Below are 26,939 nucleotides of genomic sequence, written 5' to 3' on the forward strand. Positions count from 1 at the left end.
TTCAAGACTATACTAACCGTAATTTGAAACGGGGGCAGTCAGGATGAAACGACTAATCACACGAATACTTTTAATCATGGGGCTATTACTAATCGGCATTATTAGTAATAATCCATCCGCCCGGGCGAGCGACCAGTCACTTGCCACGGTCAAGGAGAAGGGCACCTTAGTCATGGGGACGTCGCCGAACTACCCACCCTACGAATTTCAGATCAACCAAAACGGGCAGTCAAAAATCGTTGGTATGGACGTTGAAATCGGTAAGCAAATTGCCAAGGACCTTGGCGTCAAGCTGGTGGTTAAAAAGCTGTCGTTTGATTCGCTATTACCAGCGCTCTCAACCGGTAAAGTCGACATGATTTTATCTGGGATGAGTCCGACCCCAGCGCGGCGGAAAAGCGTCGATTTCACCGACATTTACTATACCGAGGGTGAATCGATCCTACTGAATAAGCGCGACTTAGCCAAGTATCCCAATAAAGCCGCCTTCAACGGCAATAAGGTTGCCGCCGAAACCGGGACCTTGCAATACGACCTAATCAAAAAGCAACTACCAAACGCCAAGCTGGTCGGCATGAGTAGCGCCGCTAACCTAATTCTGGCGTTAAAGACCCATAAAGTTGACGCGGTCGTTAAGGGCACGGCTTCCGCTACCGCCTACGCCAAAAATGATCCTAGCCTGGTTGCCATCAACGGTCACTTTAAGACCAGTAGTGCTCAGGCCGGCAATGCGATTGCCCTTAAGAAAGGTTCCGGCCAGTTAAAGAACGCCATCAACCAGTCGCTCACCAAAATTAAACGCCACGGCTGGATTCAATCACGGTACTTAAAAACTGCCGGTAAATACTTAAAGGTCAACACCGCCGACACGTCAATGTGGCACTACCGCGGCTACTTCTTAAAGGGCTTGAAATACACCCTCCTGATTGCAATCGTCGGAATCATCGGCGGTAGCCTCCTGGGCTTACTGCTCGCAATTATCCGCTTTGGTGCCGTCCGGCCGTTACGCTGGCTAGCGACCGCCTACGTAGAATTTGTCCGCGGGACGCCGCTAATGGTCCAAATCATGTTCGTCTACTTTGGCATCGGGATTATCATCGACGTCGACGCCCTCAGCGCTGGGATGATTGCCATCGTCCTTAACAGTGGCGCCTACCTCAGTGAAATTATTCGCGGTGGGATTCAAGCCGTCGATCCCGGTCAACGTGAAGCCGCCGCTAGCTTGGGCCTATCCCGCGGTGCGACCTTGCGCTACGTGATCTTACCGCAAACCGTCCGCATTATTTGGCCGTCACTGGGTAACCAGTTTATCAACCTAATCAAGGATACCTCGATGGTTTCAATCATTGGGGTCACCGAGTTGATTTACCAACTAGGAATCGTTCAAGCCGACACTTACCGCGGCGTTGCGCCGATTGCCATTGCCATGGTGATCTACTTCGTTATCTGCTGGCTACTAACGCGGTTGCTCGCCTACTACGAACACCGCTTCAACCACGGCCAACAGCGTCAATTAGGCTAAAAAAAGTCGCCCGCAAATTGCGGACGACTTTTTGGTCGTTACTGTTTCAAATAGACCCACTAATACTCTTCTAAAAAGAGCGTCGGGGTGGTTAACTTCTCGGTAGATTGTAAAAAGGCGGCTCGAAATTCTAAGTTATCCTGCTTAATAGCAATCCGCCGCAATTCATCTTCGGAAAACCGATCAAGAAAACGCTTAAGATCAAGCGCCGTTAAGTGCCGTTTATCAGCATTTTTAACCTGGATTAACATACAATTCCCCCAATATCTAATAGTCTCAGTTCACGTTGTAAGAAGCGACACGGACCGCTTCTAATGACGTGAACTCTTCCCGTCTCAAACGGACAACCCATATTATGGCACTAAAATTCGAATTTTGTTTGAATTTTAAGTGACTAACTTAAATAGACGCCCCCCTTAACTGCTTCCAACCCCATTAACCAACCCAATCCCGTCATTATGGATATTAATTATCTAATAACTAGCTTGTACGAAGCGGTATTTGCTTGTTCCGCTTCCATAAAAAAACGACGACCCGTAGCGGATCGTCGTTTTTGATTAAACATCTATTTTGCGCTAACCACTAAGTGTTCATTGACAAAGGCGTCAAAGCCAAGCTTGTAAAGTTCGCGGCCGTAGCCGGAGTTCTTGACCCCACCGAATGGTAATTCCGGAACGGAAGCCCAGGCGCGGTTGATGAACGTCATCCCAGTTTCAATCTGGCTGGCAACCGCCTTGGCGTGGGCGTCGTCTTCTGAGAAAATCGCACTCCCCAACCCGTAGCTGGAATCGTTAGCTAACGCGATGGCTTCTTCTTCGGTGTCGACCTTATAAACCGTGGCGACCGGCCCGAACAGTTCTTGATTATAGGACGGGTTATCCTTGGTCACATCAGTTAAGATGGTTGGCTGGAAGAAGGCGCCTGGTAAGTCGACCGGTTGGTTGCCATAGTACACCTTGGCACCAGCGGCGACCGCCGCGTCGACCCGCTTTTGTAACGTGTCGCGGGCCTTCATTGATGATAACGGCGCTAAGGTCGTGGTTGGGTCAAGTGGATCACCCATCTTAACGGCGGCAAAACTGTCCTTTAAAATGTCGAGGACTTGTTGGTACTTGTCCGCCATAACGATGAAACGCTTAGAAGCAGCACAAATCTGACCAGCGTTTGATAGCCGCGATTGTGGGGCCCACGCCTTAACCTTATCCATGTCAGCGTCATCCAAGACGATGAACGGGTCGTTACCGCCCAGTTCAAGCGTGGACTTCTTCAAGTTAGCACCGGCTTCCTGAGCAACCGAAGCCCCACCGCGTTCGGAACCGGTCAGGGCAACCCCGGCCACCCGTGGATCGGCGATGGCTTTAGAAACCTGGTCGTAACTGATGAACAGGTTGGTCAAGCTACCCTTTGGTGCGCCGGCTTCTTCAACTAACTTGACGAAGGCTTCGGCACTGCTTGGCGTGTTGGACGCGTGCTTCAAGAGCAACGGGTTCCCAATCATGAAGTTCGGTGCGAAGACCCGCATGATTTGGTAATACGGGAAGTTCCACGGTTCCACCATCACGAGGATTCCCAACGCCTGTTTTTCGTAGTGGGCGTCACCGAGCGCCGTCGTTAACGGCGTTGGCTGTAAGAATTCCGTGGCATGATCGGCAAAGTAATCGGCAATGTCGGCACACAGGTCAACTTCCGCTTCGGATTCCGCAATCAGCTTCCCCATTTCCTTAGTCACGATAACGGCTAAGTCGTGTTTTTGCGCCCGTAAAAGCGCTGCCACTTTATGGAGCGTTGCTTTCCGCGTTTCGGCTGGTTCGCCACGCCATTGCTTGTAAAGTGCGTGTCCAGTCGTTAAAGTTGCTTCTAATTGTTCGTCGGAAGCGTTTTCAAATTGTTTTAAAACTTGGTTGTTGTACGGATTAATTGTTTGATAGGCCATATAAATGCAGACTCCTTTTCTATACCACTAATTATTTTTGGTTGTTTGATAACAACTACCCGAATTATACTTTACCGCAACTACTGGGGGGGTACGCAAGCTTTTTGTTCCAATTTTTTCATATTTTTCTAATAAAACCAATTAAAATCCAATCCTAACGGTGTTTATCAGTCCTTTAAAAAATAAAAAATCCTTCTATCGGTGTGTTGCCACCCCGAGAAGGATTTTTGAGTCATTTATTGTGCGCCAATTGTTTGGCAGCGCGCGTTGTACGGCGTCCCACGTGTCAGTTGATCGAACTGGGCTTCCGTTAAGCGTGGCAACCCACGCGCCCGCAACGCTAATGCCAGCGGGTCGTTAACCGTGATTCGGTAAGCCCTGGCCCAGGCAAGTAAGGCCGGTAACAGGGTCAAGTCGGTATTCAAACAACGAAAACTGCCGCTGCTAGTAACCAGGGTAATTTCCAACGTATACCGCCAGGCCGCGTGGTGGCCGCGGGGACCGAACTCGCGCCGTTGCGAGTGCCACAAGCCGAGGTCCAAGCTGACGATAGCCCCACTAAACAGTGCAAAACTTTGAAAAACGCGGCCCGCCTCGTCTGCCAACTGGAGCTGGTTGGTCGAAATCGTCACCCGTCCGTGGGCCGCCGCCCCGGCACTGAGCGCTTTCAAAATAAACGGCGTGTGCTTACGCGCAGTTGAGAACTTCTGGCCGTTAACGACGAACGTCATGTAAGCAGCGGTTTGCGGCATCCGTTCACCGATGGCCGTCACCGCTACGGGAAGTAATTTGGTCATCATTACGCCGCCCCGTTAATCGTGGGACGGCGCCGCCCCCTTGGTCTGATCGTTACTTGGGCGGTAAAAGTTACGGCCGTCCATCGCAAAGATGCGTTCGGTATAGGTTCCCGGTTCCGTGTGACTAAGCGACGTCTGCATCATTTGAATCGACGCATCCAATTCATCCAAATCGTGGAGAATTTCCGCTTCCATGACGTGTGGTCGCACCGGCGAGCCGTATTCCAGTAAACCGTGGTGGGCTAAAATCATGTGCCGTAAAACGAGGACCGATTCGGATTGCTCGTCAATTTTTAACTGCTGGCAGGTTTCGACGATTTTTTCGTCAATTAAAACGATGTGCCCCACCAAGTTACCCGCCAGTGTATAGGTTGTCGAGACCGGCCCCGACATTTCAATCGTTTTACCCATGTCGTGTAAAATTGCACCGGCGTATAACAACGGCCGGTTCACGTGCGGATACTGGTCCGCGACCGCTTTAGCCAACTTCAAAATCGATAATGTGTGGTAGGCGAGCCCGCCCGCGAACGCGTGGTGGTTTTTCTTAGCTGCCGGAAAACTAAAGAAGTCGGCGTGCAAGTCATTCAACAAGTGACGGACGATCCGATTCCAATTTGGTTCGGTAATCGCAAAGACGTAGGTGTTCAGTTGTTCCTCCATCGTACTAGTCTTGAGCGGTGCGTGCTCCACGAACTGTTGAACCGACTGTGGTTCGCCGGGACGGGTCAGACGCATTTGCTGAATCTTGATCTGCGGGTTCCCCTGATAGTTCTCGCGCTTACCCTTCAAATGGATCACGCACCCCGCTTGGAAATGTTCGATATCCTGGTCACTGGCGTCCCAGAACTTACCGGAAATTTCACCGGATGTATCCTGAAAATTAATCGCCAAAAACTTTTTACCGTTCTTAGCGACCCGTACCTCGGCGTCTTTCAATAAGAAAAAGCCGTCGACCGTTTCATCTAGTTGGTAATCAAATAATTTTTTTGCCATCGTTTTTCCCCCGTTCAAGCTAAGTCCAGGACGGTCGCATCCGCAAACTGGGTCCGAGCCGCCGGTTCATTGGTGAAATAAATCAGTTGGTGCTCTTGGGCAATTTCAGTCAACAGTGCCCAGGCCGCTTGCCGGCGGTCGGCATCAAAGTTGACTAGGCCGTCATCGATCATCAACGGTAACGTGGCCCCGGCACCCAAGTGACTAATTAACGCCAACCGAATCGCTAAGTACAACTGTTCCTTGGTTGCCGTCGATAGCGCCGCCGCGTCGAAGCGACTCCCATCGATCGTTGTCACCACCAACTGGTTACCGTCCAAATTAATTTTATTATACCGCGCCAAGGTCAAGCGCGCGAAATTTGTCGTAGCGCGTTGTAATACCGCAGGCAACTGCTGATCAGTTAACCGTTGTAGCGCCGTTTCAATCCACCGGGCACCCAGTTGCCGCGTTAGCCACCGCCGCGCTAACACGGTGATGGTCGTCTGTAAGTTAGCCTGTTGCTGCCGTAACTCGGCGTAGCGGCCATCTTCGGTCAAATGCCTTAATTCTGTCTGGGCACTGACCAAGTCCGCGGTTTGGCTGGTCAAGGCCTGCTGGGTTGCGGTCAAACGTTGACGCACATCCCCGATTTCAGCCTGCAAGGCGGCCAAGTTGGGATACCGCTGCAAGTCGGCGTAGTCGTTCGCTAACTGCCGCTGTAACTGTTCGGCCGCCGTTACGTTAGTTTGGCGCATGTCCTGGGCGTCAATTGCGGCGGTCAACTCATCGACATCCGCCAAACCGTTGTCCTCAGCTAGTTGTTGTAACTGGTTGGCGACCGAACGCAGCTGTTCGGTCAACTGCTGCACCTGACGTTGCGTGTAGGCAAAGTCCGGACCGGCCATCCCCTGCTTTTGTAACAACTGGTGGACGTCGGTATAAAACCGTTGCACGCGTTGCACACTTTGCGCCAGTTGCGCCTGCGCCACCGGAATCCAGGCGGTCGCAAACCGGTATGCCTGTAACGACTGCCAGACCCGTCCCGCTTGAGTGGTGGCGTGTTGTTCCGCCGAAGTCACCGCCGCCTGCGCGCGCTGAAGTGCGGTCAGCTGTTCTAGGGCGCTGCGGGCGTCGTTAACGTCCAATTCGGCCGCTAAACCGGCTGCGCGCAGTTGGGCTTCCAGGTCGGGTTGTGGGGTTGCAGTCGCTACGGCCGGTTGGTTGAACTCGTCGTAACCAAACCAACCCACTAAGCCGAAGCCCGCTAACGCTAACACCCATTTAAACGCCCCTAGTGGTAGGAACAGGCCGGCGACAACCGCAATCCCACCGGCAATCAGGCGCCAATCGATTTGGCGCTGTTGCTGATGTTGTTGCCGTGATTGCGGCTGCCAGTTGGCGACGGTCGTTCGTAACGTCCGAACGGCGTCCTGGCGTTCCGGTGCGAGGCACGCAACGAGCTCGGGATGCGCCGCTTGCTGCTGACTTAGGTCCCGCTGCGCCTGGGTGACTTGATCGGTGAGCGCCTGGTACTGACCGTACGCTTGTTGCAACGTTGGTAACTGGGCTTCGAGCGCTTCGAACTCGGTTTGGTGCTGCACGTAAAAGCCCAACAGCCCACGGGACTGGTCATCAACCGGCTGCTGACTTAACTGCTGCCGGGCACTCGTCAAGCTCGGCTGTAACTCGGTTTGACGGCGCAATAAATCCTGCGTGCGCTTAACGGTCGCCGGCGTCAGCGTTTGGGCTGTGCGGGGCGTCTGCGCTTGCAACTGTTGCAACTGCTGATAAACCGGCCACTGGTTACGCAAATTTGCGAGCCGTTGCTGCTGGTCGGTCAGCGTTTTTAACGTTTGCTGGTACTGGATTTGTTGATCACTCAGCGTCGCGATTTTCGTTTGGAGGGCCTGGTACTGCGGGTACCGCACCCGCGCCGCTTCGACCTGGGCACTCAACTCGCGGTACTGGTGCAACGCCCGGTTTAATTCCGGCTTGCGGCCGCGCGGTTTATACAAGTCTTCAGCATCGTGTTGTAGACTGGCGGCGGTCGTCCGCCAAGGCGCACTGCCGACTAAGCCAACTTGTTGTAGCTGGCGGTTCAGCTCTTGGGCCCCCAACGACTTCAACGCCGTTAGTTCCGCCTGGTTAAACGTAAAGAGTTGCTTATACTGGTCTAAATCATAGGGCGCTAACCAGTGGTCCAGTAAGGATAACGGCTGCGCCGCTTGGGTCGCTAAATCGATTAGTTGGGCTGGCTGATCACCGAGCCGGGTCAGTCGGTAAGTCGTCCCGTTGACCATCAGATCCAGGCTACCCCCGTACTGACTAGTGGCTTGTGGCTCATAGCGCTCTAGCGGGTGGCGCCGGGACGGAAAACCAAATAACATTCCGAGGATGAAAGCCCGCAGCGTTGATTTGCCGGACTCATTATCCCCGTAAATCACCTGTAAACCGTCGGCCAACTCAAAAACTTGTTGCGTAAACTTCCCAAAGCCAGCAATTTCAACCCGTTTAATCCGCATCCTGATCGCCCCCCGTCGTTAAGTGGTATTGTTCCGTTAATAGTCGCATCACCTGGTCTCGCCACTGTTCAGCGGACTGGTCTTCTAGTAACGCCTGGTTTAAAAAAGCCTCGTTGAGCAATGAATCCGCTAAGTCGGCAATCGTCTGGGGCGTCACGACCGCTTCACCGGCAGCGTCCCAGGTGGCGCCATTCAGCCCGAAAAGTTGCGGTTCAGCGGCGGTCCCCATTTGATGCAATCCGACCGGCCACCAGGTTGTGCCGGCGTTGGCCTGCAACTGTCCCAGTAAGCTACCCTGGTTCAAGGCTAAACTGGCATTGGCCGCCAACTGTGCTTCCGCTGGTAAGGTCACCGTGACCAGTGTCAGGCCGCTTTGAAACTGGGCGTTGAGTTGGTCAGTTAGTTGCCGCAATAAGTCGGCACGGTCACTCATACCACGTAAAGTCGGCTGCCAGTCCGTCCAAGTCACGTCCGTTAAGGGGATGAATTCCGGTTGTAAGCGGTGGTCGGCGGTACTGGTTACGATTAGGCAGCCCTTGGCCCCTTGTTCATCGCGGTGCCGCCCCTGAATATTTCCGGGGTACATGATTGGCGGGGTCTGACTCAATGCTTGGCGTTGATGAATGTGCCCCAACGCCCAGTAATCGTAGTGCTTGGCCTGTAATTCGCCGACGCTAAACGGTGCGTAGTGGTCACCGGGACGGCCGACCTGCCCGTGTAAGCACCCAATTCGGTAATCGACCGCGCTGGTTTTCAACGGGTAGTCCGTGACCATGTCGCGCTCGACCCAGCGTTGCCCGTAACTAAAGCCGCTGATGGCAACCCGCTCCTGCGCGGCGGTCGTCAGCGTAACCGTTGTAACGACGTTACCAAGCACGTGCACGGTGCTCGGAAAGTGCCAACTGCTAAGGTCCGGCTGAAAATCATGGTTTCCAAAGGACAGAACGACCGGAATTTGGGCACGAGCTAAGCGGGTCAGGTCACTCATCAAAGCCGCCTGGGCCTGTACACTCTGAGCCGAAGCGTCGAATAAGTCCCCGACCAATAGCACGCAGTCGACCCGTTGATCCAGCGCCAGGTCCGTTAGCCGTTGCAAGGCCTTGATCGGTGCTTCGACGAGTCGCCGTTGCAACGCGGGCGAGACGTCACTCAACCCGCGAAACGGGGTATCTAAATGTAAATCCGCAGCGTGTAGAAATTTCATTCTAACCTCCATAAAAAAAGAGAACAATCACGAAATAATTCCGTCATTGTTCTCTCCACCTTCAATTGAACTAGTCGCGGTAAAGTTCTTGAACCGGCTTCGTGATGATGCCGTTCAAATCATTCATTAACTGGTTTAAGCCCCGTTCTTTGCCCATTAAATTCTTAATTTCATCAACGTTACCGATTTTATCGGCTAAGTCGTGAGCCTTGTTAACTTCATCATCCGAAAGGTCTTCACCGTTCATTTGTTTTTGAGAAAGCTGCATTTGAACTTCCTGGAAATCCTTGAAAAGCGCGTAGGCACTTTCGTTCGCCTTCATAGTTTCATAAGCAGCTTGTAATTCCTTGTATTCTTTAGTTTGACGCAGATCTTGTTCTAATTGGTTCGCAGTATCGTAAATATTAACGGCCATCATCAGTTCCTCCTCGAAGTATCGGTCAATATTATTTTAGCATGTTTAACCTGCCTTGAATAGCGCCAGTCCTAGTTACCAAGGAAATTCTTCGCCTTCGAGAACCAGTCCTTTGCGGTATCCTTAACGGCCTTACCCACGTCGCCGGCACCCTTTTCAACTTCTTTCCAAACCGACTTGCCACTGCCGGAAGAACTATCGCTATTATTCGACTGGTTCGCCAACGTGGCGGCGTCCTGGGTGTCAAAGCTGGTATTCTTCGTATTCGGCAGGATATTTTGCAGCTCGGTCTTAAAGAGTGATGAGAGTTGGTTTTCGGACAAACTCTTCAAGTAATGGGTGCTGTTCGTATTGTCAAAGCCAATCCAAGTTGTGACCACGATATCCGGGGTGTAGGCGATCATCCACTGGTCCTTCGTTCCGGAACCGGTATCGTAATCGGCCTGGGTACTCCCGGTTTTCCCAGCGACCTTATAACCGTACGGCTTAGCCGCCGCCCCGGTCCCACTGTTGTAGACGCCGAGCATCATACTGGTCATTTCCTTAGCGGTACTTGCTGACATGACACGCTTCGTATCCGTATCGGTATTGTCAACGACCACGTTGCCGTTCGCATCGACGATCTTCGTAATGAAATGGGTCGTGGTCTTCTTACCACCATTTGCAAACGCCGTGTAGGCACTCGTCATTTGCGCGGGCGAGACCCCGGACGTTAAGCCACCGAGGGCCAACGCCAGGTTCTTATCGGACTTAGAAACTGGTAAGCCAAACTTCTTAACCGACTTGTAACCCTTATTAACGCCGACCTTGTTTAATAACCAAACGGCCGGAATGTTCATACTTTGTGACAGGGCGGTGTACATCGGTACCGATTCCGAATAGACGTTGTCGTAGTTATGCGGGGCGTACTTGTTAGCTCCGAAGGTTTGTTTCTTATTCGACAAGTCAGAATCGTAGGTGTAGCCGTTTTCGAGCGCCGGCGTGTAGACGGCCAGCGGTTTAATGGTTGATCCCGGCTGCCGTTTGATCTGGGTTGCGCGGTTAAAGCCGCGGAAAACGTGCTTGCCACGGCCGCCGACAACTGCTAAGGCGCCCCCGGTCGACGGGTCGACCGCGATTGAGGCCCCCTGCACCTTGGTTCCGTCGTCCGCGTTGGCGGGAAACAGCGTTGAATTCTTAAAGGCGTTTTGCATCTCGGTCTGGTCATCCTGGTCGAGAGCCGTATAAATCTTATAGCCCCGGTTCATGATGTCCGATTCGGACAAGTCGTACTTATTAATGGCCTCGCTGATCACGGCGTCGAAGTAGTACGGGTAGTTATAACTACTCTCATAACTGTAGGCGTCGTTTAAGGTCATCGCCTTTTTCGAATACGTCTGGTAGTCCGCCTGTGACAACTTCTTGTTGTTGACCATGTTGTTTAAAACAACGTTGCGGCGGGCGGTCGAGGCCTTCGGGTGATTGATCGGGTCGTAGCCGCTCGGCGAGCTTAACATCCCCGCCAAGGTGGCGGCCTGGTCGACCGATAATTCCGCGGCGTGCACGCCAAAGTAGCGCAACGACGCGTCTTCAGCGCCCCAAACGCCGTGACCAAAGTAGGCGTTGTTCAGGTACATCGTTAAAATTTCTTTTTTTGAATAAACGTTTTCGACTTCGATCGACAGGAAAATTTCCCGTAATTTCCGGGTAAACGTCTGCTGCTGGGTCAAATAAGCGTTTTTCACCAGTTGTTGGGTCAGGGTACTCCCACCACCGCTAATGTAGTCGCGGCGGAGTAGTTTATTAACCACCAACATGACGGCGGCCCGGCCCATCCCCTTGATTGAAAAACCGTGCTCGTGGTAAAAATTACGATCTTCCGTTGAAATAACGGCATTTTGTAGGTTCGTCGAAATGCGGTCTAAGTGCACGTAGGTCCCCTTTTGTGAGTAGAGGGTCCCCGCCTTCTGCTTATCGTGGTCGTAAATCGTCGTCACCTTTTCCAGTGACGCCTGTAAGTTACCGACCTTGGCCGTCTTGGCTTCAAACGTCAAGTAGGCGCTCACGACTAATATCATGGTCAAAAAAAGTACGATCAACCAGCGGGTCAACTGGCGGCGGTGCCACTGATAGCCCACCGCAGCGGCAAACCGTTGCCAGTATGGGTGTAACCAACGACCAATCGCCCGCAAGCCGGACTTGATCGTCGCCCAAAATCCATTTCTTTGCATAATCTTCCCCTTGTTCAGCCGGTGTTGCAACCAAGCAAATTGGTTGCACGAGTTATTGACACCCGCGTTACTTGTTGCTAGCTTTCATAATTGTATCATAAATCTAGCCGAACTTAGTTGCCGGCCGTAAGCTTGGAAAAATCTTCAGAATTTTAAAAAAGGCGGTGACTTTCCGTTGATTGGAAAATCACCGCCTACCGAGCAGTCCGGTTACTTGCGCCGGACTCCCCGGCGATTTGCGTTTAATTCGTTTTGTTGCCGCTTGAATTTTTCAAAGGTCGCGTCCCGTTTCTTTTGGTTTTGACGGGAAGACCGTTTTTTGGTGTATTTCATTTTCGATCCCTCCCTAACTTATGCTGTCCCTTCTATGATACCTGCTGAAAGCGGGGCTTGTAAACTAAAACGGCGGCCAAGGACCGGCCGCCGGCTTTTATAAGTCGTCTTCATTTGCAACGTGGCGCATTAAGAGTGCGTGAAACTGCTTAGCGACCGTCACGCTCGGGCTAACGACAAAGATGGTGTCGTGCCCCGCCAAGGTTCCGGCAACTTCCGGCATGTTCAGGTCGTCAATAATCGCTGCCAACAGGTTTCCATTGCTTGGTAACGTGTGAATGATATTCATGAATTCGACCCGGTCAACACCGGTGACGACGTCGTGTAAACTTTCGAACAGGCGGTCCTGTTCGTTCTTACTGGTCGTTTTGAAAATCGCGTAGTGCGCTTGGCCGTGTTCGTCGGGCGTTTTGACGATTTGCATTTCCCGGATGTCCCGCGAAATGGTGGCCTGCGTCGCAGCAATCCCCTCCGCCTTTAATTTAGCCATTAGTTCTTCCTGCGTGGCAATCGGGTACTGGTTGATCAGTTGCTCAATCGCCGCCTGCCGGTCAGTCTTTTTCATTGCGGGACCCCCCTTAATAAATATGAGTACATTATAGCAAATATTCATTACCTAAACTACGCTGATTGCACGAAAAAAGCATAATTTCCCCGTTTGTCAGGAAACTATGCTTATTTTTAATTGCATATATAACCGGCTATTAATCTAACTGGGCTAAGTAGTCACCGAGTAAGTGCAAGCCGCGCTTTAGCGTCGGCGTGTCCGTACAGTAACCGAGGCGGGCGCGCCCTGGTAAGTCGAAGCGACTCCCCGGCACTAATAGTACGCCGGTGTCACGCAACAGGTTCAAACAAAAGCTTTCGTCGTCCATTGGTAAATCGAGCTTAATGCAGGCGACCGAAATCCCCTTTGGCATGATCAGGCTGACCCGTGGTTGCTGGGCGATCCAATCCCGAACGATTGCCCGGTTACGGACCACGATTGCCCGGTTGCGCGCCCAGATCTGCTGGCGGTGCTTTAAAATCAGCACGGCCAACTGATCGTTAACGACCCCGCCACAAATCATCGTGTAGTCGCGGTACTTGCGGAATTGGTCGACGACCGCGCTGTCCGGGGTGGCCACCCAGCCGATCCGCACGCCGGGCGCTGAATAGGTTTTGGACAAACTGTTAACCGCAATCCCGTGCTCGTAAAGGTCGGCAATTGAGGTAAACGGCGTCCCGTCCAACGGCTGATAAACTTCATCCGCCAAGACGTAGGCCCCGACTTCACGTGCTAGCGCAACGACCGCGCTTAACAACGCTTTATCCATCAAGCCGCCGGTCGGGTTCATCGCGTTATTCAATAAAATCATCTTGGTGTCGGGGCGGATTAACCGCCGTAATTCCGCGATGTCCGGTAACCACTCGCGGTCTTCACGTACGTGCCAGTAATCGACGGTTGCGCCTAGTGACCGCGGGATGTCGTAAAGTTGCTGGTAAGTTGGGTACAGCGCAATCACGTGGTCGCCGGGATTGATTAAACTATAAATCGCTAAGTAGTTTGCACCGGTCGCCCCGTTGGTTTGTAAGACGTTTTCTCCAGGCACCCGCTGATACAAGTCACTCACGAGTGCTTTAAAGGTCGGCGAACCCTCGATCCAGCCGTAATCCAACCGTGCCTGGTTTAACTGCTGATAAAAAGCTTGTCCCTTTTGGCCGTCCATGGCAGCGATTTCCGCCATCGTTAGGGCAACCACCGAACTTTGACTAATATCGGTCGTTGCTTCGCGCTCGTGGTCGTTCAACCATGATTCGACCCCGAATCCCGCAATTTGCATGCTATCGTTCCTCTCAAATAAAGTCCAATAGTTCTAGCATACCGATTGTCCGGCTGAACCGCAACTAAATCTTGGTGACGAAGGTTGCCAGTAATTTCACCCCGTACAAAATAATGATTGCGCCACAAACCCGGTTGATCCAGAGCAGGACCCGCGGGCGCATCAGGTGCTTGAAACGACTAACCAGGCTCGTCAGGCTAAAGAACCAGATGATCGACGCGATGATGACCCCCGCTATAAAGAAGTGGGTCAACGCGGCCGGAATCGACACCCGAAAGGCCGCTAACAATACCGAGCCGTCGATAATCGCCTGCGGGTTCAACCAGGCGACCGAAAAGGCGGTGACGACCGCCGTCCGGTAAGAAAACGGCGCGGTCACCGTACCCATCGCTTGCTCCTGCGCGCTGACTAGTCCCCAACCAATGTAAAAAACTAACAAGCTCCCAACCAATAAAACTAACAGTTCAAGCCACGGCCGCGCCTGCAACAGTTGCCCCACGCCGTAAAAGCACGCTAGCGACAGCGACGCATCAAAGGCAATGACAATCAACGCCACTCGTAACGCCCGCCGGTACGGCTGTTCGATGGCGGTCGAAACCACGAATAAATTTTGCATCCCAATCGGTGCAATGTAAACAATTCCGAATAATAACCCTTGTAAAAAAATCGACATCCTTTAATTCCCCCAAACCCAACTAGTTCGGTTCGTCACCAAAACTGATTTTTAATTCAAAGACGATTATAATGGGGGTATTCAAAATTGTCCCCAACCAATTCAGTGAAAATTACCCAACCACTAGGAGGAATCGCCATGGCCACTGTTACCATCGACTGGCGTCCGGATAAGTCCGCGGACACGCCAATCTACCAACAAATCACCAACTTTTTTCAACACCAAATCGCAACCGGTAATTGGCCGGTCGGAACGAAATTACCCCCACAACGGCAGTTAGCCAGCCTGTTCACCGTCAACCGCAGTACCGTGATCACCGCCCTCGACGAGCTGATGGCGGTCGGCCTGATTACCAGCGTCCGCGGCTCGGGAATGGTGGTTTCCGGTAACCACTGGTCGAGCTTACTGGCCGAACACATCAACTGGTCCCAGTACGTGAAGGCCGGTCAGTTCAAACCCAACTCGCGGGCGTTACAAAAAATCAACCAGTTCGAAACCGACGCCGTCATCCGCTTAAGCACCGGTGAACCCGCTCCCGAGCAGTTCCCGCGGCCACTGTTTCAGCGATCCCTTAGCCAACTGGGCGAGCGGCTCACTAGCCTAAACTACACCGAACCGGCCGGTATCCTGGCGCTACGCCAGCAAATCGCCCGCCACTTGCAAAAGGTCGGGATTCAAACGACCGCCGCCAACATTTTAATCACCTCGGGGTCGTTGCAGGCCTTACAATTAGTTTCGATGGCGCTATTCCCCGCCAACGCGACGATTTACACCGAAGCGCCGACCTACGTCAAATCGCTGAACGTCTTTCAGTCCGCCAAGACCCACTTAGCGGGCGTACCGATGGACAGTCAGGGCATGGCCTACTGGCAAATGACGCCGCCCACCCGCGACGAGCACGCCATTATCTACACCATTCCGACCTTCAATAACCCGACCGGAATTGTGATGAGTGCGGAACGGCGTCAACAACTGTTGCAGTACGCGCAGGAGCACCGCTTACCGATTTTGGAAGACGCCGCCTACCAGGACGTCTGGTTCGACCAGCAACCGCCACAGCCGCTAAAGGCCCGGGATAGCGCCGGTAACGTCATCTACTTCGGCAGTATCTCCAAGTCACTGGCGCCCGGCTTAAGAATCGGTTGGACGGTCGCGGCTAAGCCGGTGATCGACCGCCTGACCGACGTGCGGATGCAAACCGACTACGGGGCCAGTTCGTTGTCACAACTAGTCTTAGCAACCATTTTAGCCGATCCCGAATACGAGACTTACCAAGCCCACTTCCGGCAAGTGCTACGCCAAAAAGCGAGCGCTGCCCAAGCGATTTTACAACGCTACTGGGGCGACTTTGCGACCTGGCAAGCGCCTACCGGTGGGTTCTACCTCTGGGTCCACTTGAGCGATAAGATCAACATTACCAAGCTATTCGACCTGGCGACCGCCCACAACGTCCTGTTCAACCCTGGTAGTATTTACGACTTTCAACCGAACCATTACATCCGCCTGAGTTTTTCCTACGAAACCAGCGACCGCTTTGAACGCGGCATTCAGCTACTGACCGAGTTAATCCACGCCAATTTTGACGTCTAGTTCGGACATTTCCAGAACGGACGCCTTTACTGGGATTCGCCGGCGCCGCGGTTTAAGCTTGCCAAGACGACTTGCCAAGCAGCAGCGTCAAACCAGTAGAAAGCGGGTCAACTAATGATTCAACTCATTTTAAAAACGTGGCAGCGTCACCGCCGCATCTGGGCGTACCTAATTTTTGGCGGCTTAATGACCGTCGTCAACTTTGTCTTATACGGTGGCTTAACCGGGTGGCTGCAATGTCCCTACCTAATCAGCAACGTCATCGCCTGGTTCGGGTCGGTGCTCTTCGCCTACGTCACCAACCGGCGCTGGGTCTTTACCAGTCATGCCGACAGCGGTCGGGCCCAATTACGCGAAATTGCCAGTTTCTTCTGGTACCGGGCGCTAAGCTTAGGCGTCGACGAACTGATCATGTTCGTGGGGGTCAGCTTACTAGCTGGCAACGGACTGATTGTTAAACTAATCGATCAAGTCATCATCGTCTTACTGAACTGGGTCTTTAGTAAGTACCTGATTTTCAAGAGGCCGACCAATAAAGCCACTGACCGTTAAAACGGCTCGTTACCAAGCGTTGCGGTCACCCGCAATCACCATATTTGTGTTACGCTAAACGTGTTCGTTATTAAATCACTAGGGGGATCAACAACATGGACGACACAAAGGCAACGGTACTCTCAATTTTACAAGACTTAACGGGTGAAGACGTCTCGGCCCACATGGATAGTAACTTATTCGATGAAGGATTACTTGACTCGATGGGGTCCGTCCAACTATTACTCGAACTGCAAAACCAATTAGGAATCGAAGTGCCAGTATCGGAATTTGAGCGTTCCGAATGGGAAACGCCCGCCAAAATCGTGGCGAAGGTTGCGAGCTTAGAATAAGTCGCCCCACCACTTTCAACCCGCAAAAAACAGGTTGCTTGACTAATCGCCAAGCAACCTGTTTTTTATGGGTTATTTTTTGAATCCTGTCGCACCGCTACCAGCGCGGCGGTGGCAAACACGCTGCTCATCAGCAGTGCACTGAGCCAACTCCGACTCAGTGTCTGGGGACCGTGGTACTGCACGACCCGCACCATTAAACTCGGGTTCGGCCGAGGCGTGATTCGCCCCGTTTGGAGGTTATACGAGGCGATTGCCGCACCGTACGCAACTGACCGCTGACCCACGTTTTTAATGACGACCCGCAAGCCCCCGGTGGTCTGCGGATAGGTCAACTTTTTCAGTTGCCCGCTCCGTCCCTGCCGATTGAGCAGTGGTCGTTCGCCACTCATTAGGCGAATATGCACTTGCTGCCGCTGCCCGCGTACCGGGCTTAGGGTGAGTTGATCACTCGCTGCCAGCGGGTTAATCCTAAGCGTAGTTTGCTGACCGGGACGCAACTGTAGGCTGGTATGTTCAACGTAATTGCCGTCCCCCTGCTCAGCCACGACAGTTTGGCGACTGACCGACTGCTGACTAGTTTGCCAGATACTGATTAGTGCGAGCACCCCTAGCCCAACCAAGGCCAGTGCACCACCGCGCCGCCAGTTTGGCTGCCACTGCCAGGTTGGCCGGTCAGTCAAGCCAATTGCCGTCAACAGCAACAATCCTGGTAATAACGGTAATGCATAGCGCGGCTCGACTTCCCAAAACAGGACGTGAAACGCCGTTAAGCCTAAAATCGTGAGTGCAATGAACTGACGGGCCAATGCTGGCGTGGTGGTCCGCATCAACGTGCCACAACTTTCCAATAAAAGCACTAAGTAGCCGACCTGCGCCATCAGGACCAACCAGAACTGAAAATTACGTTGGTAAAGCCGGTACGGTCGCAGCGCCCGGAGCCACTGGGTCGTCAACTTAAAACTGTCAAAGTCGCCGGTCGCCCAAAAGACCCGCATTTTTTTGGCAAGGTGGACCGCTAACCCGCTGATGCCAAAGCGTTTCAGCCGGTGCTCAATCAACGCTTTAGCCCGCCGTTGCTTCGCTTTGGCGGTTGGTTGGTCGTTAACGCGCGCAAAGTCCGGTTCATTATATTGCCCCGCGTAACGCGGGTTCAGGCTCATGGCGATCCAACTGGTGGCCGGCAACTGGGCGTTGGCGTCACCGCGGTACCCGGCGTGCTGCCGGGCCACGTTTGCACCGCCCATCACGAGGAGTAACGTCACCACCAGGCTAGCGAACCAGAGCAGCGCCGTCCGCCAAGTTAGTCGCCGAAGAGCAGCCAAGCCGATACCAATCAGGACCAGCGCCAGCCAAAAAACGATCAAGTTGGTTTTAAACCCGACCGCCCCGCTAACTAACAGCATCGTCAGTGGCAGTACCCACCAACGTTGCCGGTGGGCTGCCCAGTACGTTAAACCGGCTAAGGTGTTCAAGGCGACTGGCAAAACTAAGCCATCGGTATACGCAAACAGCCCGTAAGCGTAGATGGCCGGGCTCAGTAACCAAAATAGTAATAGCCAAAATACGCCGGGCTGGGCCCGCCGCCACCACATCAACAAGTAAATTGCGCTGACTAGCGCGGTATCGATCCAGGCAAAGCGCAGGACGTTCAGCAGCGGCCACGGCGTCGCCGTTAACGGCTGCAATAATTTTAGTAAGCCCGCTTCCAGCAACGTAAAATTAACGTTATTCGGGTAAATCAAAAAGTAACGCGACCACGTCAGGTGACCCTGGGCAAGCAAAATTGCTTGATTCCGCACGTGAAAGGCGTCCGCCCGCGCCACGTCGACAAAGGTCAGCGCCACTAATAACTGCATCAAGATGATTGTCACGCCTAGACCCACGCAGACGCGCCAGTAGGTCTTAGGCTGCCACCGCTTTAGCCACCGGCGTAACCCGTTAATGATTACAATCACGGCGAAGGCCAGACTACCGGTCACCAGCGGCGTAGCGACGTCGGGATTACCCAAAAAGCGAACCGGCGCTAACCAGGCTAGTAGCACCGCCCACGCTAATACCGCGACCGCCAACCCCGGAATCAGCCGTGCGCCCCACCGCATTAGCTGTTGACCCGTTGCTTAGTCAGGACGGCCGGCTGTTCTGAGGCCGTATAATCATTGGTTTCAATAATGTACCGCGGCCGGTGCTTGACTTCCGCAAAGATCTTGCCAACGTACTCGCCGACAATGCTAATCCCAATCAACTGGACCCCGCCTAAGAACCAGAGGCTGGTCATCAACGACGCCCAGCCATCGACCGGGTCGCCAATCAGCCGCTCGATCAGCGTTAATAACATGACGAACAGGCTGGCAGCACTAATGAAGACCCCCACCGATAAAATCGCCTTAATCGGTGCGATGGAAAATGACGTGATGCCGTCCATCGCAAAGTGCAGCATCTTTTTCAGCGGGTACTTCGAGGTGCCGGCAAACCGCGGCCGACGCTTGTAATAAAGCTTGGTCGTTGGAAAGCCGAGCTGCGGGACGATGCCGCGTAAAAACAAGTTGGTTTCCGAATATTCCATCAACGCACTGACCGCCCGCTGGCTAAGCAACCGAAAATCGGCGTGGTCGGGCACGAGTTGCACCCCAATTTTGCGCATCATGCCGTAAAAAGTCTCGGCCGTCCACCGCTTAAAGCGTGAATCGCTAGACCGGTCGTTGCGGACCCCCAAAACGACGTCGTTGCCGGCTTTAAAACGCGCCACCATTTCGGGGATCACGTTCGGATCATCTTGCAGGTCGGCATCGATCGTAATAATTGCGTCCGAAGTCGGTCCCGTGACTTGCATCCCGGCCATCAACGCGTTTTGGTGACCAAAATTACGACTGAACTTCAGCCCGCAAAACCGCTCGGACTGCCCTTCCAATTTTTTAATAATCGGCCAAGTCTGGTCGGTACTACCGTCGTCTACAAAGAGGACTTTACTCTCCCGGTCGAGTTGGTGACTCTGAATTAATTTTGTCACGATTGTCCCCAGCACCTTAGCGGAAGTTGGTAACACCTCTTCCTCGTCGTAACAAGGTACGATAATCGTTAAACGTGGCTGTTGCATGCTTAAATTTCTCCCTTTCAAGCTACTCGCCGACTACGCGAGTCATAGTCAGTATACGAACTGCAAAATTGAAAGACTAGCTTTTGACCTTTCGGCTTTCCGCCCCTACCCGTACCGCGCACTGTGACCTCCCGTCACGGCGGGCATCCGTCAGCTTTCACCCTAATAAAGTTGAGCTAGCAAACTTTGCGACCCGCTAGCGGCTAAGCGGTCGGATTAAGTCAATCAACTTACTAGTACCGTGACCGTTGTGCATCGTTACTCAACTACGGATGGCGCATTAAATCGCGTTAAACCGCGCTCAATGGGGTGAACACCGCACCGTGCTGGTCCTAAAAATCGCACTTTTTCACATTATAACCCAATTTTTAGAAGACCCGCGGCTAGGCACAGCTTTTTCTGCCGTGGTAGGCTATTCATATAACTTGCAGTCGTCTTTGGGGAGACGCTGCCAACGGTCCCGAACTGAATGCGCCGTTGACAACCGCTTACCTGACCGATGACCGCCTTATTCTGGTATCGGAGTTGAAACGGATGTTAACTTATTTTAAACGCGGAAAAAATTGGATTCGGCCGCTAAGCGCCGGTCTACTAGCACTACTAATCGTTAGTGCCGTTTTTGCCGTGTACGGGGTGACCCCCTTCGGCCACCATAATTTACTGATTAGCGATATGGGTGGTCAGTACCTATCGTTCTTTACGGCTTACCGCCACGCACTTTTAACCCATAATTTTCAGCTCTACTTCTTTTCACAATCGCTCGGTGGCAACACGGTCCCACTGCTGGCGTACTACCTGCTGAGCCCGTTTAACTTATTGATTTTACTTTTTCCGGCCGCCAAAATTCCGACCGGACTCAGTGTCATCATCATCATTAAGGTCGCGGCGATTGCCCTGACCGGAACCTTCTTTTTACAACGCCACTACCGTAGCCATAGTTGGGCGACCGCACTGTTCGGTACGGCCTACAGTCTGTGTGGCTTCGTGGCCGGCAACTACTTTACGATCATGTGGCTCGACGCCCTGATCTGGCTGCCCCTGATCATCCTGGGCTTAGAACATTTGATTGAACGCGGCCGGCCCGCCATGTTCTTCTGGTGGTTGTGGTTAAGCATCGTCACCAACTACTATCTCGGTTACATGACCTGCCTGTTTGTTTGTTACTACTTCGTTTACCTACTGTTTGAAATGAAGGCACCCGGTACTTCGTTCTGGCAAGCACTTAAAATGCAAGCCCGCTTGATTCGGCGCGCACTCCTGACCGGCTTGTTAAGCGGACTAAGCAGCCTGTTCTTACTCGTCCCGACCATGCTGGCAATGCTCAAAACGGCGAAGTCGGCCGTGTCAATCGGTAACTACTTACCGGTTCCCCAGCTGGGCCTCAGCACCTTCAGTCAACTGGGGGTTGGCGGGATTCACTACCTGACCCGCTTGCACCACGCACCGACGCTATTTGTCACCACGTTAGTCGTATTACTAGTTCTCAGCTTCTTTCAACACCCGCAAATTCGCCGCGCCCATAAATGGCACGTCGCCGGTTTGTTGATGGCGCTCCTATTAACAATGGCGATTCGGACCCTCGACACCGCCTGGCACATGTTTCAACGCCCCGCCGGTTTCCCTTACCGCGAAGCGTTTTTCCTGAGCTTCGTGATGGTGATGATTGCCTTTGAAACTTGGCAGGCCGGTATCGACGCCGTGGCGCGCAAATGGCAGTCGGCCGTAGCGCTCCTGCTAGCAGGGTTGTTACTCGCCGGCTGGGTGGCGCAACGCCTCGCCGGAACGCCCCAACGGTTACGGACGCTCGCATTCGGCTTAGCCTTCATTCTCGTGACCAGCCTAATTTTAACCCTGACCCGCGGTCGCCTACGGGGGGGCTTATTAACGGTAACGGTCGCCCTGGAGTTAGCCGTCAACCTAAGCCTCACAATGGTCGGCTCGCCACTGGGTGACCAAACCGCCTACCAGCGCACTTACCAGCTGGAGGACCGGCAAATGCGCGCCTTCAACGACCCCAGCGGTCAACTTTACCGGGTTGAAAATCAGAACACCCTGATCAACGCGGCCTTCAATTACGATAGCCGTTATCGCAATTATAACGACCCACTACTATTTAACTTCCACGACATTACTTACTACAGCTCGACGTTTAACGACCAGACTAGGCGCACGCTAAAGGCGCTCGGGCTGTACAGTCGCAACGTCCGCCGAATTAGTTCGGAAGGTCTCAACACGGTCAGCGCCATGCTTCTGGGCGTCAAGTATAACGTGACCTTGAATACGTTGGGTGAAGCCGATACCCGTACCGTTCGTAGTTACAACGGGATGGGCTTTGCCGTGCCGGACGCCTTAACCGCAGTCAAGTTAAGCTCGAACAACGTCCTAGCCAACCAAGAACGACTCTTACAAGCCTTGCAACCGCGTTCAGCGGGCTACTTTCAAGCCGCCAGCGTCGTCAGTCAGAAAACGACCACCGATCACGCGGCGCAGCGCTACCCGTACCGTCACCGCGTCTGGCTACGGGTCCGTCAAACCGGGCCGCTGTATTACGACGATCCGCACGGGTCTAGTAAATATACGACCATGACGGTCAACGGTCAGCGGGTCCCGTCGAAGTTTAACGCCAATGGTGGCGTCGTAATCCGCAACTTAGGCCACTTTACCCGCGGTGACATGGTCGTGCTAACCGTTAAGACCACCCGTCGGAGCTTACTACCGGGCGTTCAAATCGCCAGCTTAAACGCCGCGGCCTTCACCCGGCTCCACCAGTCGTTAACTGCCAGCGCCTTTTATCCGCGTTACTACGGTGCTGGCCTTCACACGGTGGTCAGTGGGACAATGACTAACGCAACCAATCAACGTTGGGGGTACGTCGCTATCCCCGCCGATAGCGGCTGGCGGGTGACCGTCAACGGCACCAACGTGACCAAGCGGGTGCGCACTGTTCTGGGCGGTATGCAGGCCGTGCCGCTGCGTCCCGGCAAGAACCAGCTCAAGCTGGTCTACCACGTTCCCGGCGCCGGACTGGGTTGGAGCGTCTCACTTCTAAGCCTTGCCATTTTTAGTGGCTGTACTTGGTACTGGCGCCGTGACCAACGGCGTTAAACTACTAACTAAAGACAACACAAATCGCACTGGGTCGGTGATGACCCAGTGCGATTTTAGTTAGCACTATTTTGATAAGGTGTTTTAAGCAATGATTGCGCACCAAAAACTTACGTTGGCGGCCCTTTTAAGTTAAGACGGGACCATCACTTTAGCCAACAACTGGCGGGCGTCCGTCAAAATTTGGGCAGGCGCCTGCTGCGCATCGCGGAGCCACCCGAGCGGTTCTAGGTCCAGCGCGGCAAATTCACGGTGCTGGGCCTGAAAGTCGCGTTGCCAAGTCAGTAGCCGTGCCGTGGTCAGCACAGAATCCCCGTGGTCACCGTAAGCATTTGCCACGGTGTAAACTTTCGGGTGCCGACCCGTGTATTCCATGCTAAATTGCAAGCTGCCGAGGTCCTGGAATAAACGTTGATTCCAGTCTGCCGTAGCCGCATAAACCAGTAGTACGTCGTCCACGAGCGGTAACCAGCACTGGTTCATCAACCAGGTCTCTTTCTGCTGATCACGGTCCGAAGTCGACAGATCGATCAGCAGGTAGTCCGTGTGTACGAACTGGAGCGCCTCCCAAAAATCAGCTTGTTCAGCGGCTGTTTGAATGTTTGTTTGCCATTGGTGACGCGTCCGACCAGCACCGATTTTTGTCCAGGTCACCGTGTCGGCGTGGCAGTGAACGATGGTAACCGTCAGCGTCCGCTCAACCAGCACGGTTGCAAATGCGAGCGAGAGTAGACTCTTGCCACTACCCGCCTGCGTACCACCAATAAGCAGTGTACGCGGTTTATTTCTCAATAGTATTACCCCATATTTTTCATATTTCTTAGAAGTACCAACAGCATAACCGCTGGCGGGATGAAATACTAGTCCACGGCGCCGTTTTTAAGCGCTGTGACCCCCTAAAAATGAGAAATCAGTGATAATTTTGTTGGCGAATCAAAGCAGTGACCAGCGGCAAATGGTATAGTCCAATGTTAGCCTGAATCGTTGGCGGTCCGCTTATTCAAATCGTTGTGTGACTCATTAATGTACGTGGTAGACAATTAAAAATGATACGACTTAATGGCGCAAAAGTTTTATAAGTTAAGTTCAAAATGAGTTTTTGCTAATAGTTTATGTTCCGATAATTAACTAACTAAAAATACAGCCGAACGCCCCAATCAGCCCCGCTTTTAAGGGCTGGTAGTTGACGTTCGTCTAGATTGGATTTAACGAGCACTTAAGGCTTTGATTGGGTTCAACCGCGCCGCGCGCCGGGCCGGTAAAATTGCGGCCAACCAAGCGATCACAACGGCTAAGCCAAAAATCACCGCAATACTGGTACTGTGAATTTGAACTAACGGGTATCCCGCAATCCGGTACAACCAGTGGTTCAGCCCAAAACCGATACCGTATGCAAAGCCGGTCGCTAAGCCGGCACTAAAGAGCCCGAGCATCAAGGCCTCGCTGGTAAATAATCGCCGAATATCACGCCGACTTTCACCAATCGACCGTAACACCCCAATTTCTTTCATCCGGGCACTCACCGACATAAACATCGTGACGATGATCATCAGCGCGGACACTAGGAGTGAAATACCGGCAATCGCAGCTAACACCGCCGTTGCCAGACCAACGTAGGTATTAACCCGGTCAAGGGTCGTGGAAATACTATTGGCAGAAAATTGCGGTTGGCCCTTAATCCGAATCTGATTAATCGCCGTAACGACCGCTTCGTTTTGCTGGCGACTAGCGACCCGCACGGTAGCAAAGGTCGGCTGTGTTGATAGGCCGGCCCGGCGCATCATCGCCCGCATCGTGTGATAATTGACGGCGTTTAGACTGGCATCCGAAGCGCTGTTAACGATCCCCGCGACCTTCAATTGCCGCTTAACCAGGATTGGTCTGCCCGCCGCGTTCATCATTTGAAAAGAAACCGTGACCGAATGGCCAACTAATTGGCGCCACCGCGTTGGTGACCACTTCTGGGCAATCGTGCTCTTATCCAAAACAATTTGATCATTTTTAGCTGCGTGACCACTCATGAGACTGGACTCCGGATCACTGCTAGTCCAAGTGGTTAACTCCGGTGCCGAGTACGGTGTCCCGTCGATGGTAACCGTTGCGTTGGTGGCAGAAATTCCGGGCTCAACGCCAACGACGTGGTCCAAATCACGCAACACTTGCAACTGTTGCGGCGAAAAGGTCGGCATGTGCGGCGCAATCGTTCCCGCCAGCGCCGGATCCAGTGCGACCGACTGTTCCTGTTGATCCTTACCATTCGTCGTGTAACGCATGACGGTGACCGACTGCGGATCGACCACGTTATTGATTTGGTGGTTAATATAACCGCGAATCCCGTTGCCTAACCCCATGAATAGCATGACGGCAAACAATCCGATTGCGGTCCCTAAAACAATTAACGTGTTCCAGCTCCAGGTAAAGCGCATGTGGCGAAACGCCGTCATTAACGAGGCGTACCACGGCAACGACCGGGCCGGTAATTGTAGGCGCGGCGCAACTTCAACCGTTACGCTTGCCCCGGACCGGTGTGGGCTTGCGACCAACTGGCCGTTGACTAAATGTTCGATGCGACTGGCCGCCTGGGCGACCTGCGCCGAATGGGTCACACAAATCACGAGGTGGCCTTCCTTCGCAATCGTTTGTAACATCCGCATCACCGCAACCGTATTCTTCGCATCCAGCGCTCCGGTTGGTTCATCGGCAACGATGATTGGCGGGTTGCCCGCCAACGCCCGGGCAATTGCAACCCGTTGCTGTTGACCGCCCGAGAGCTGCGCCGGATATTTTTTGACCTGTTCAGCCAACCCGACCCGTGCTAATAAACTCGTCGCCCGTTTAAGTCGGTCCGCACGTGACAGCGTCGTCATATCAAGCGCCAGCATCACATTTTCCAAAACGGTCAGGTGGCGGAGCAGATTGTAACTCTGCGAAATGTAGCCAATGGTGGCCCGACGATAACGGTCCAACTGCTTATCCTTCAATTGGTCAAGCTGTTGCCCGTTGACCGTGACCGTGCCGCTAAACTGACGGTCAAGACCACTGATAATGTTCATCAAGGTCGTTTTTCCGCCACCAGACTCCCCCAAAACGGCGATAAACTCGCCCAATTCAGCTGACAAGTCAATGCCTTTCAAAACCGGAAAGGGCTGCTTGCCAATGTAATAGTCTTTACGAACCGCGCGTAATTCCAAATAAGCCATTTTGTTGCCCCCTCAACACGTTCTTAGTTCAAGGGTAGCACCGGCCCCGCCGACTTGCGGGTTTGACTGGTTGGTACGCGTGGTTAACGAACCAAAAACCACTAGGACGCAAAACGCCACGTTTGATTTGAATCATCATAGTGATGAACAACTGGTTTGATTTCAATTGAATTTAAATCTACTTAATATTATTAAGTTTGAATAAGTCGCATCAACCCCGTGCCAATTCTCAACTTATTTAATTTAGGTCAAAAATAAAGAACGTGGTTTCTACTAACTCGATAAATGGTATGAAATACACAAACAGAATAAAATACCAGAATGCTTCATTGAAACTAACCACGTTGTACCGCGTCACGCCAAAAATAATGAAGCAATTTATCAACATCAGCATTGAGAAAAATTTCCGACTTTTAATCCTTTTAGCAAATAGTGAGCCAGTGATAAGGCCGCTTAAAACACCACAGCAAACGTACCCCCAAAGTTGATCACTATCCAATTTAAAGCCAGTATGAACGCCCGTCGAAAAATACAGTGCCAAAATATATGTCAGTAGATAAAGTGCTGCTATTATCTGAATTCGTTTAAACCCCATGTTTCCCCCATGATTGTCCGTATTTGGCTGGCGAATGTGCGCTTAATAATGTCTTGGCCGT

At 52.8% G+C, this 26,939-nt stretch carries 21 protein-coding genes; 5 read left to right on the top strand and 16 right to left on the bottom strand.

Features of this window, described 5'->3' with window-relative positions:
- Window positions 1–43: 43 nt before the first annotated feature.
- On the top strand, window positions 44–1,522 hold the full coding sequence (locus FFM82_RS00260) for an ABC transporter substrate-binding protein/permease (protein WP_137643863.1): 1,479 nt from the start codon (window positions 44–46) through the stop codon (window positions 1,520–1,522).
- Between the two features lie 59 nt (window positions 1,523–1,581).
- On the opposite strand, the gene FFM82_RS00265 is transcribed toward FFM82_RS00260, so the two are convergent.
- The 12 genes from FFM82_RS00265 to FFM82_RS00320 form a co-directional block, all read right to left on the bottom strand.
- Window positions 1,582–1,773: a hypothetical protein gene (locus tag FFM82_RS00265; protein ID WP_137643864.1), complete on the bottom strand. Its 192-nt coding sequence runs from the start codon at window positions 1,771–1,773 to the stop codon at window positions 1,582–1,584.
- 314 nt (window positions 1,774–2,087) lie between these two features.
- Window positions 2,088–3,455, bottom strand: coding sequence for an NAD-dependent succinate-semialdehyde dehydrogenase (locus FFM82_RS00270; protein ID WP_137643865.1), 1,368 nt, complete (start codon window positions 3,453–3,455; stop codon window positions 2,088–2,090).
- A 236-nt stretch (window positions 3,456–3,691) separates the two neighbouring features.
- A complete protein-coding gene (locus FFM82_RS00275) occupies window positions 3,692–4,255 on the bottom strand; it encodes a hypothetical protein (RefSeq protein ID WP_225425559.1) in 564 nt (187 codons plus the stop codon).
- 12 nt (window positions 4,256–4,267) lie between these two features.
- Complete coding sequence (locus FFM82_RS00280) at window positions 4,268–5,245, bottom strand: 3'-5' exoribonuclease YhaM family protein (RefSeq protein WP_137643866.1); 978 nt, start codon at window positions 5,243–5,245, stop codon at window positions 4,268–4,270.
- Between the two features lie 14 nt (window positions 5,246–5,259).
- Complete coding sequence (locus FFM82_RS00285; protein WP_137643867.1) at window positions 5,260–7,749, bottom strand: ATP-binding protein; 2,490 nt, start codon at window positions 7,747–7,749, stop codon at window positions 5,260–5,262.
- On the bottom strand, window positions 7,739–8,953 hold the full coding sequence (locus tag FFM82_RS00290; RefSeq protein ID WP_137643868.1) for a metallophosphoesterase family protein: 1,215 nt from the start codon (window positions 8,951–8,953) through the stop codon (window positions 7,739–7,741). The genes FFM82_RS00285 and FFM82_RS00290 overlap by 11 nt, the downstream gene beginning before the upstream one ends.
- A gap of 70 nt (window positions 8,954–9,023) precedes the next feature.
- Entirely contained in the window at window positions 9,024–9,368 is a 345-nt protein-coding gene (locus FFM82_RS00295) for a YlbF/YmcA family competence regulator (RefSeq protein WP_137643869.1), read from the bottom strand.
- A gap of 71 nt (window positions 9,369–9,439) precedes the next feature.
- Complete coding sequence (locus FFM82_RS00300; protein ID WP_137643870.1) at window positions 9,440–11,578, bottom strand: PBP1A family penicillin-binding protein; 2,139 nt, start codon at window positions 11,576–11,578, stop codon at window positions 9,440–9,442.
- Window positions 11,579–11,788: 210 nt separating this feature from the next.
- The gene (locus FFM82_RS13825; protein ID WP_137643871.1) at window positions 11,789–11,911 is read right to left on the bottom strand and encodes a hypothetical protein; all 123 of its coding nucleotides are present in this window, start codon (window positions 11,909–11,911) and stop codon (window positions 11,789–11,791) included.
- Between the two features lie 97 nt (window positions 11,912–12,008).
- Window positions 12,009–12,476, bottom strand: coding sequence for an arginine repressor (gene argR, locus FFM82_RS00310; RefSeq protein ID WP_137643872.1), 468 nt, complete (start codon window positions 12,474–12,476; stop codon window positions 12,009–12,011).
- 139 nt (window positions 12,477–12,615) lie between these two features.
- Complete coding sequence (locus FFM82_RS00315; protein ID WP_137643873.1) at window positions 12,616–13,734, bottom strand: aminotransferase; 1,119 nt, start codon at window positions 13,732–13,734, stop codon at window positions 12,616–12,618.
- Window positions 13,735–13,798: 64 nt separating this feature from the next.
- A complete protein-coding gene (locus tag FFM82_RS00320; protein WP_137643874.1) occupies window positions 13,799–14,407 on the bottom strand; it encodes a LysE/ArgO family amino acid transporter in 609 nt (202 codons plus the stop codon).
- Window positions 14,408–14,545: 138 nt separating this feature from the next.
- Here FFM82_RS00320 and FFM82_RS00325 point away from each other — a divergent pair, with 138 nt between their 5' ends.
- The 3 genes from FFM82_RS00325 (at window position 14,546) to dltC (ending at window position 16,881) form a co-directional block, all read left to right on the top strand.
- Complete coding sequence (locus FFM82_RS00325) at window positions 14,546–15,997, top strand: aminotransferase-like domain-containing protein (protein WP_137643875.1); 1,452 nt, start codon at window positions 14,546–14,548, stop codon at window positions 15,995–15,997.
- Between the two features lie 114 nt (window positions 15,998–16,111).
- Window positions 16,112–16,549, top strand: coding sequence for a GtrA family protein (locus FFM82_RS00330; RefSeq protein WP_137643876.1), 438 nt, complete (start codon window positions 16,112–16,114; stop codon window positions 16,547–16,549).
- Window positions 16,550–16,644: 95 nt separating this feature from the next.
- The gene (dltC, locus tag FFM82_RS00335; protein ID WP_137643877.1) at window positions 16,645–16,881 is read left to right on the top strand and encodes a D-alanine--poly(phosphoribitol) ligase subunit DltC; all 237 of its coding nucleotides are present in this window, start codon (window positions 16,645–16,647) and stop codon (window positions 16,879–16,881) included.
- 65 nt (window positions 16,882–16,946) lie between these two features.
- Here the strand turns inward: dltC and FFM82_RS00340 are convergent, their stop codons facing one another.
- Both FFM82_RS00340 and FFM82_RS00345 read right to left on the bottom strand, forming a co-directional pair.
- Window positions 16,947–18,983, bottom strand: coding sequence for a glycosyltransferase-like membrane protein (locus FFM82_RS00340; RefSeq protein WP_137643878.1), 2,037 nt, complete (start codon window positions 18,981–18,983; stop codon window positions 16,947–16,949).
- Window positions 18,983–19,978, bottom strand: coding sequence for a glycosyltransferase family 2 protein (locus FFM82_RS00345; RefSeq protein WP_137643879.1), 996 nt, complete (start codon window positions 19,976–19,978; stop codon window positions 18,983–18,985). The genes FFM82_RS00340 and FFM82_RS00345 overlap by 1 nt, the downstream gene beginning before the upstream one ends.
- A 534-nt stretch (window positions 19,979–20,512) precedes the next feature.
- Here FFM82_RS00345 and FFM82_RS00350 point away from each other — a divergent pair.
- Window positions 20,513–23,083, top strand: a complete 2,571-nt coding sequence (locus FFM82_RS00350) for a YfhO family protein (RefSeq protein WP_137643880.1) — start codon at window positions 20,513–20,515, stop codon at window positions 23,081–23,083.
- A 132-nt stretch (window positions 23,084–23,215) separates the two neighbouring features.
- On the opposite strand, the gene FFM82_RS00355 is transcribed toward FFM82_RS00350, so the two are convergent.
- The gene (locus FFM82_RS00355; protein WP_137643881.1) at window positions 23,216–23,875 is read right to left on the bottom strand and encodes a hypothetical protein; all 660 of its coding nucleotides are present in this window, start codon (window positions 23,873–23,875) and stop codon (window positions 23,216–23,218) included.
- Window positions 23,876–24,288: 413 nt separating this feature from the next.
- A complete protein-coding gene (locus FFM82_RS00360; RefSeq protein ID WP_137643882.1) occupies window positions 24,289–26,283 on the bottom strand; it encodes an ABC transporter ATP-binding protein/permease in 1,995 nt (664 codons plus the stop codon).
- Window positions 26,284–26,939 lie beyond the last annotated feature (656 nt).

The sequence above is a fragment of the Lactiplantibacillus plajomi genome (assembly GCF_005405405.1).
Lineage (GTDB): Bacteria > Bacillota > Bacilli > Lactobacillales > Lactobacillaceae > Lactiplantibacillus > Lactiplantibacillus plajomi.